Here is an 8,054-nt window from a genome sequence, read left to right on the forward strand (position 1 = left end):
TTTTATATGTTGTTGGGGGATGAATGTGGGAAATAAATTATTGAAAGTGGATATCCGAAAGAAACTTAAGGAATTTGACTTGGAAGTTGATTTTGAATTGAAAAATGGATGTTTGGGTATTCTAGGTCCCTCTGGTTGCGGTAAAAGCATGACATTGAAATCCATTGCGGGTATTGTAAATCCTGATGAGGGTGTTATAAGTTTAAGTATTGATGGGGAAACTGTTTATTTTGATTCCAGTAAAAAAATTAATTTAAAACCTCAAAAAAGAAATGTAGGGTACTTATTTCAGAACTATGCACTATTTCCCAACATGACTGTTGAAGAAAATGTTGCTGCGGGACTTTCTAAAAATCAGGATAAGAAAATTGTGTCAGATATGATTAAGCGTTTTCATCTTGAAGGATTGGAGAAAAGATATCCTAGACAATTGTCAGGTGGTCAGCAGCAAAGGGTGGCATTAGCTCGTATATTAGCTTATAGTCCTGATGTTATATTGTTTGATGAACCGTTTAGTGCTATGGACACCTACTTAAAAGAACAGTTACGTATTGAACTGGTTAATCTGCTTAAAAATTTTGACGGATTTTCAATTTTGGTCACTCACGACCGTAATGAAGCATTTCAATTTTGTGACGAACTTATAATTATGGATGATGGTAAAATTATTGCAAAAGGAGGTACTCATGAGATATTTGAGAACCCAAGGAAAGTTCAAATTGCAAGACTTACAGGATGTAAAAACATCTCTAAAATTGAAGTCATTGATGATTATCATCTCAAATCTTTAGATTGGGGAGTTACATTAGAAGTATCTGAAAAGATTTCATCCAACATTACTCACATTGGTATAAGAGCACATGATTTCGCTCCTGCTGAACAGGACGATGTTAATGTGTTGGATACAATGGATTCGGCAATATTGGAAATGCCTTTTCAATGGGAAATAACTCTGCCGAATGGTCTGTGGTGGGAATGTGAAAAGCAGATTCGTGTCCACGAATTTGTGGTTCCGAAGTATATAAAAATCAATCCAAAAAATATAATATTGCTGGAAGAGTAGTTCAATATTTAAAGCAATCTTTTTCGTGATTGTCAATGATTCCAATCGATTCAAGATATGAATAGATTATTGTTGGGCCTACAAATTTCATTCCTCTTTTTTTCAAATCTTTTGAAATTTGCTTTGACAAATCGGATTCTGTTAGATATTCTGCTTTTATGATTTTATCATCGGTAAATGACCAGATATAATCTGAAAAACTTCCAAACTCTTTTTGAATTTCAATAAATATTTTTGCATTGTTGATGGCTGATGTGATTTTACCTTTGTGGCGAATTATTCCTTCGTTATTTCTAAGTTCATCAATTTTATCTTCACTGTAATTGGCTACTTTAACAACATCAAAATCATCAAAGGCATTTTTGAAGTTTTCACGTTTTTTAAGTATTGTAATCCATGAAAGGCCTGCCTGAAATGATTCCAAAACAAGCATTTCAAATAATTCCTTATCGTCATGGGTGGGAATCCCCCATTCCTCATCGTGGTATTTGATGTATATTTCATCATCGTTTACCCAACTGCATCGATTTTTTTTCATAGGAATAATTATTATACTCTTTAATTATATATATTCACAATGAAAACTCAGGGTTGATTAATTGGACCGTGCTTTAAAAAGAAACGGGAATAGTTTGAATGCAGGTTACGAATTCAATATGTAGTAAATGGCCTTGATAAAGATAGAGTATTGTATATTGTATAAAATATCTCACGAATTATATATTGGGGAAAATATACGGATGGAGGATAGAATATGACTAAATTGGGCTTTGGTATGATGAGACTTCCGCTTTTGGATGAAAATGATTTTACAAACATTGATTATGAGCAGGTTAATCAGATGGTAGATAAGTTTATGGATGCAGGTTTCAATCACTTTGATACTGCATATGTTTATCATGAGGGTGTTGGCGAATCCGCATTTAAAAAATGTGTCGTTGACAGATATCCTCGCGATTCATTTAAGATATCAACTAAACTGCCTTTGTTTGTCATTAGTGAAGAATCTCAACTGGAACCTCTATTTGAAGAGCAACTCAAAAATTCCGGTGTGGACTACTTTGATTATTTCATGCTGCATAATGTAAGTGGGTTTACAGAAACTGCCTGGAAAAACGTTGATTTGTATTCATTTATCCAAAAGAAAAAGGAAGAAGGATTCATTAAACATATTGGAATATCAACTCACGGCAATGCTGAATTTCTGGAAGAAATATTGTTTGACCATCCGGAACTCGAGTTTGTATTGCTTCAGATAAACTATCTTGACTGGGAAGATGAGGCAATTGAATCCAGAAAATGTTTGGAGGTTGCAAGAAAATATGAAAAGGCTGTGATGATTATGGAACCTTATAAGGGAGGTTTTCTTGCGGATGTTCCTGATGAAGCTGAAAAAATCATGAAGGAACATAATCCTGATAAATCTGTCGTTTCATGGGCAATGAGATTTGTAGCTAACCTTGATGATGTCTGTGTTGTTTTAACCGGAGCAAGTACGTTGGAACAGCTTGAAGACAATATTGATGAATTTAAAAATGCAGATCCGTTGGATGATAAGGAACTTAAAATTCTTGAGGAGGTTTCTGAAATCATTAACAGCAACATTACTGTTGACTGCACAAAATGCAGATATTGTGTTGATTCATGCTCTGAAGACATTGACATTGCAAAACTGTTTGATTTATATAATAAACATAAGATGCTGGGCCGTGATGACTGGTCACAACCTGGAAACGCATATCTGAATTATTCAAAACTTCCGGATGTGGGAATAGCTTCTGATTGTATAGAATGTGAAGTATGTATTGAGGAATGCCCTCAGCAGATTAATATTCCTGAAGTTTTAAAGGATGTTGCAAAAACATTTGAAACTGAAATTTATGGATTTGACAAATAATCGGAGTTTTAACCAAATTTTAATATATAATTAATAATATATTTAATAACAGTTATTTTATGAGGATTTAATATGATACCTGGTATGAACAAAAAACAAATGAAACAGATGGAAAGGCAAATGAAAAAAATGGGCATGAAAATGGAAGAGCTTGAAGGTGCCCGTGAAGTTATAATCCGTTTTGATGATAAAGAATTGATTATCGATAATCCAAGTGTAAGTTTAATGAATGTAATGGGTCAGGAAACTTACCAGATTGAAGGAAAAGCCCGTGAAGTCGAATTGGAATATGAAGTTGAAATTCCTGATGAAGATATCGAAATGGTAGCCAACAGTGCAAATGTTTCAGCTGACGAAGCAAGGGCAGCACTTGAAGAATGTAAAGGCGATTTGGCAGAAGCTATCATGAAACTAAATCAATAGATAAAATGACAGTAATTGCACATATTTCCGATTTGCATATAAGCAATGCAAGCTTTGATGAAGACATGTTTATGCAGGCAGTAACTGAAATAAACAACCTTCAACCGGACATGATTGTTTTAACAGGTGATATTGTAGAAAATGGTTTATATGTTGAATTCCAACAGGCTACAAGATATTTGTCCATGTTTGAAGCACCATTATTTGCAGTTCCCGGCAATCACGATTCCCGTAATCTTGGTTATCAAAGTTTTGAAGAACTGATTGGTGAGAGGAGTTGGAAACTGACATTGGGTGATGAATTCACAGTCGTCGGTTTGGACAGCAGTTCTCCGGATGAGGACCGGGGCCATATTGGAACCCCCCAACATATGTGGTTGGAACATCAGTTGGATGAATGTGCAATTAAGGATAATTTCTCTATTGTGGCATTGCATCACCATGTTATTCCCATTCCTCAAACAGGTCGTGAACGTAATGTCTTATCGGATGCAGGGGATGTTTTAAAGACATTGACTACTCATGAGGTTGGCATTGTTTTATGTGGCCATAAGCATGTTCCTAACATCTGGAAAATAAATGATACCATTATCGTTAATGCAGGATCTTTGTCTTCAAATAAACTGAGAGGAAAAAATAACAATTCTTATAATGTTTATATCATTTCTGAAGATGAAATAGAAATTTTCTTAAATAATGTTGGTGGAGAAAAATTTTTATTTGGAAAATTTCCAAGAAATACATTATGAAATTAAATTTAAATATATAATCGAATAAATATACTATACTGATTTAAATTTTAGGTGATATTATGAAAGTTGTCGTTGATGCTTCTAATGTGGCTCATTATGTTAAAAATGAAAACGGCCAGCCAAAAATGGCCAATATACTTGCTGCTGTAAAAGCATTAGAAGAAGGTGAAGATGAATTTGTAATTATTGCTGATGCGTCACTTCGTCATGATATTGACGATAAGGAAAAGTTCTTGAAACTGTTGGAAAGTGATAATGTAGAGGAAGTTCCGGCAGGTAACGATGCAGATCATTTTATTTTAGAAATTGCTACTAGTGAAAAAGCAAAAGTATTATCCAATGATAAATTCAGAGATTATGCTGCTGAATTTAGAAATATTTCATCAATGAGAATTCCATTTGTAATCGATAATGGCAGACTCACATTCGGAAAACCTAAAAAACCTAAAAAGGATAAGAATATCCTTCAACACATCTGTGATGAAATCATTAAGGAATTGAACTTTAAAAAATGGGAAATTTATACTGGAAAAGAAGGATTGGAGATTTCCCCTTTAAATATAGCTAAACAAGCTATAATACGTATTGATAATGAGAATAATGCTGAATCAAAACTTGAAAATATTTTCTCAAAAATTCCTATGTTCAATAAGATTGTTGAAATGGTTGATGATGTTGAAATCGCTGCTCCATATGTAATTTTTGTATTGGTTCATCCTAAAGATTATAAACTTGCCGTAAAAAATGCAGGCAATATTTCTGTTACAATTGCTGACAGGTTAGGCCTTGAGAAAAAGCCTTTAATTGCTGTTCGTAATGATTTATTTACCAAACCGGGTAATTTCGAGCTGAATATCCTGCTTGCTGATGAAGTAACAGAAAATGCTCCATATAATATTTTAGTTCGTGTAAGTGCTCATGATGAAGTTTTCATAAAAAGAAACTCAAGAAACATTGCAAGCACTATTGCCGGCAGACTTGGTTCTTGGAAGTTTCCATTTGTCTCAGTCAAACCGGATATGCTTTTAGAAAAGCCGGGTGATTTTGAAATTGAACTAGAGAAAGGAGATGCCTTCGATGACTAGTTTCCTTACTAAGTCTTTAATTAAGTTATTTACAAAACTCACTCCTATCTCAGTTGGAACAAAATTTTTTCCGACCAATAATCTGGAAACAGAATATGTGGAGTTATTTAACTATACTCAAACAATTCTTTTCGAATTGGATAAGGCAGAAATAACTTCAGATACAATTTTACAGAATCTCATTCGTGATGTGGGTGCTGAAAATATTCCTACAGATTACACTTTCCATGAATTGACTCCTGCTGAAAATAAAATTGAGGAATATGCTTTAGTAAGCAATATCATCATGGGTAGTGACCGTTATCTTTATGTTGAACTTCAACACCCTTCTAATTTGATTAATATCTTTGTTAAAATTATCCAAACCGAAAAAGGAGAGATTGTCGAAAAAACAGCAAATGAACTTGTTGCAAAAATGTTAAGTAAAAATGATGCAATTCGTGTAGCTATTGAACTTATCGGAATTGGATTGTCTGAAGGAAATCAGGTCTTTTCAGCTGTTGGAATGACTGGTGCAGCTTCAATTGAAAGGGCAATTCATTATACTCAAAGCATTGGTGCTTTTCCGGGTATTGCATTTACAAAGCTTGGCGGTGAATATGCACTGGTTTTTGATGAGCCGTTTTTACTTAGGGAATCAAGACCTGTGGATTTGGAAAATTATTTGTTCATTGATTTAATAGATTCTACCAAATTCATTGATAAAAATGGTAGAAATCAACTTGTAGACCTTATGACCGGAATTAAAAATTTCATCGAAACAGAGTGTGACGGTGAACTGGAAGGTTATAGGGAAGGTGGGGATGATTTCATTGCAAGATTCCCATCTAAAGATTTAGCTATCCGTGCAGGACTTGATGCAGCATGGTTTGCACTTGACAATGGTGCAAAAATCAGAGCTGGTGTCGGTAGAAGTAGGCGTGAAGCGGGTGAAAGGGCACAACTGGTTGACAGTTTGGAAGCAACATCTCCTTTGTCATTGGTTGTATTTGAACTTGCTAACGGATTATATGCTTATAATATTCCATCTGAATTTACAAGAACATTGATTAACTTAATCGAAAATCAGAAATCAAAATTGATTGGTGTGTTCATTTTCGTATTCGTATTTGTATACGTAATGTCCATTCTCGGATTGGGGATGTTTGGATTTGTTGGAATAATATTGGCTTTAATTTATGCATTTGTAGCTTAGAAAACTAAAAAAGAGAAAAATAACATGAGACGAAAAAAAGACGATAAAAGAGTTTTGAGACCGGGAAACGGTTCATCCACTCGAAAACGTCGAAGAAATAATAATAGGTCATTCAAACTAAAAAATAATCGTAGGCCTGCAGCTCCTAAAAGAGAAAAAATTAAAGGAAAAAGGAGTAGTAAGACAGTATTTATTGTGATTGTTGCATTGGTAGCCTTTATTATTGGTGCGGGAATTGGTATATCTCTCAGTTTCGATGAGGGAAATGCGGACAATTCCACTCATATTGAAAATGTCACTGTTGAGATGACTTCCAACTTGAATGAATCCAATTCAGTTGTTTTCAATGAATCTGATCATGTTGATTATAATGAAAATCAATCATTGGGAATTTTAAGAGAGCCTAACTATGGTCCCGATGATGAAGAATACCATTAACTTATTTTTGTGATTTTATGAATTTTATTAAAGATCTTGATGGAGGATTTTCAGTCATTGAAAATCTTAAGGTATCTGGTGCTAGAGAAGGAAAATTTGGTGTAAGCATTATTCTTTGCCCAAACAGTACTGCCTCTGGAGTTTTCACATCAAACAAGGTTGTTGCAGCTCCCGTTAAGTATACAAAAAATGTAATAAAAAATGGAATTGTTTCAGCTGTTTTTGTAAATAGTGGAAACGCCAATTGTTTTACAGGCAATCAGGGTATTAAGGATTGCGAAACATTGGTTGAGTTGGTTTCAAAAGATTTAAACATTCCCTCAGAAGAAATTGCGATTTCATCAACCGGAGTAATAGGTCGTGAAATGCCGATTGACATCATTTCCAAAGTGGCTTATGAATCTCTTTCCAAATTGGGAGATAATCCTGAAAATTCCCTTGCTGCTGCAAAGGCAATCATGACTACTGATACTTTTCCAAAGGAATGTGCTGTTGAAGTTACATTAACAACTGGTGAGACAGTAAAAATTGCAGGAATTACCAAAGGAAGCGGAATGATTGCCCCAAATATGGGAACAATGCTGTCATTTATAGTAACAGATGCCATTATTCCGGCAAAAGAAATAAAGCCTGCATTGAAAAAAGCAGCTGATGTAAGCTTTAACATGATTGTTGTTGACGGTGATGAAAGTACCAATGATACATGTTTGATGATGGCCAATGGCGCATCAGGTGTCGAAGTCATAAAAGACGGCAAAATAGATTCCAATTTCCAGGATGCTTTAAATTACCTTTGCATTGATTTGGCTAAAAAGATGGCTCGTGATGGAGAAGGAGCCACTAAGTTCATTGAAGCCAATGTTTTCGGTGCCAAGGATTTCAATGATGCTAAACTTGCTGCAAAATCAATCATATCCTCAAGCCTTTTTAAATCTGCAGTATTTGGAGGGGATCCTAATTGGGGAAGAATTGTATCGGCGATTGGATATTCAGGTTGTGATTTGAATCCTGATATAGTGACAATAGCCATTGCAGATGATGAGGATGAGGTTGATTTGGTCAAAAATGGTGAAATATTGGCATTTGAAGATACTCCATACCTCAAAAGAGCTGAAAAAATCATGCAATCCAAAAATGTCATTGTAAATATTGATATGGATTTGGGTGATGGTGAAGCTACTGCATGGGGTTGTGATTTAAC

The 8,054-nt window shown here is 34.6% G+C and carries 9 protein-coding genes; 8 read left to right on the forward strand and 1 reads right to left on the reverse strand.

From position 1 onward, the window contains the following. Window positions 1-19 precede the first annotated feature (19 nt). Window positions 20-1,063: a sulfate/molybdate ABC transporter ATP-binding protein gene (locus Q0W04_RS07245; protein ID WP_298501464.1), complete on the forward strand. Its 1,044-nt coding sequence runs from the start codon at window positions 20-22 to the stop codon at window positions 1,061-1,063. Window position 1,064: 1 nt separating this feature from the next. Here Q0W04_RS07245 and Q0W04_RS07250 read toward each other — a convergent pair whose 3' ends face one another. Then, entirely contained in the window at window positions 1,065-1,601 is a 537-nt protein-coding gene (locus tag Q0W04_RS07250; RefSeq protein ID WP_298501465.1) for a DNA-3-methyladenine glycosylase I, read from the reverse strand. 216 nt (window positions 1,602-1,817) lie between these two features. Here Q0W04_RS07250 and Q0W04_RS07255 point away from each other — a divergent pair, with 216 nt between their 5' ends. The 7 genes from Q0W04_RS07255 to argJ form a co-directional block, all read left to right on the forward strand. Continuing rightward, complete coding sequence (locus Q0W04_RS07255; RefSeq protein WP_298501466.1) at window positions 1,818-2,960, forward strand: aldo/keto reductase; 1,143 nt, start codon at window positions 1,818-1,820, stop codon at window positions 2,958-2,960. Between the two features lie 72 nt (window positions 2,961-3,032). Next, complete coding sequence (locus Q0W04_RS07260; RefSeq protein WP_298501467.1) at window positions 3,033-3,383, forward strand: nascent polypeptide-associated complex protein; 351 nt, start codon at window positions 3,033-3,035, stop codon at window positions 3,381-3,383. A gap of 5 nt (window positions 3,384-3,388) precedes the next feature. Next, on the forward strand, window positions 3,389-4,132 hold the full coding sequence (locus tag Q0W04_RS07265; protein WP_298501468.1) for a metallophosphoesterase: 744 nt from the start codon (window positions 3,389-3,391) through the stop codon (window positions 4,130-4,132). Between the two features lie 62 nt (window positions 4,133-4,194). Further along, window positions 4,195-5,220, forward strand: coding sequence for a Zc3h12a-like ribonuclease (locus Q0W04_RS07270; protein WP_298501469.1), 1,026 nt, complete (start codon window positions 4,195-4,197; stop codon window positions 5,218-5,220). Then, entirely contained in the window at window positions 5,213-6,415 is a 1,203-nt protein-coding gene (locus Q0W04_RS07275; protein ID WP_298501471.1) for a hypothetical protein, read from the forward strand. Before Q0W04_RS07270 ends, Q0W04_RS07275 begins: the two co-directional genes overlap by 8 nt. Window positions 6,416-6,439: 24 nt before the next feature. Next, the gene (locus Q0W04_RS07280) at window positions 6,440-6,853 is read left to right on the forward strand and encodes a hypothetical protein (RefSeq protein WP_298501473.1); all 414 of its coding nucleotides are present in this window, start codon (window positions 6,440-6,442) and stop codon (window positions 6,851-6,853) included. A 17-nt stretch (window positions 6,854-6,870) separates the two neighbouring features. Then, window positions 6,871-8,054 (forward strand): bifunctional ornithine acetyltransferase/N-acetylglutamate synthase (argJ, locus tag Q0W04_RS07285; protein ID WP_298501475.1); only part of this gene is annotated, 1,184 nt, incomplete at its 3' end.

It is taken from the genome of uncultured Methanobrevibacter sp., assembly GCF_947170395.1.
Classification (GTDB): Archaea; Methanobacteriota; Methanobacteria; order Methanobacteriales; family Methanobacteriaceae; genus Methanocatella.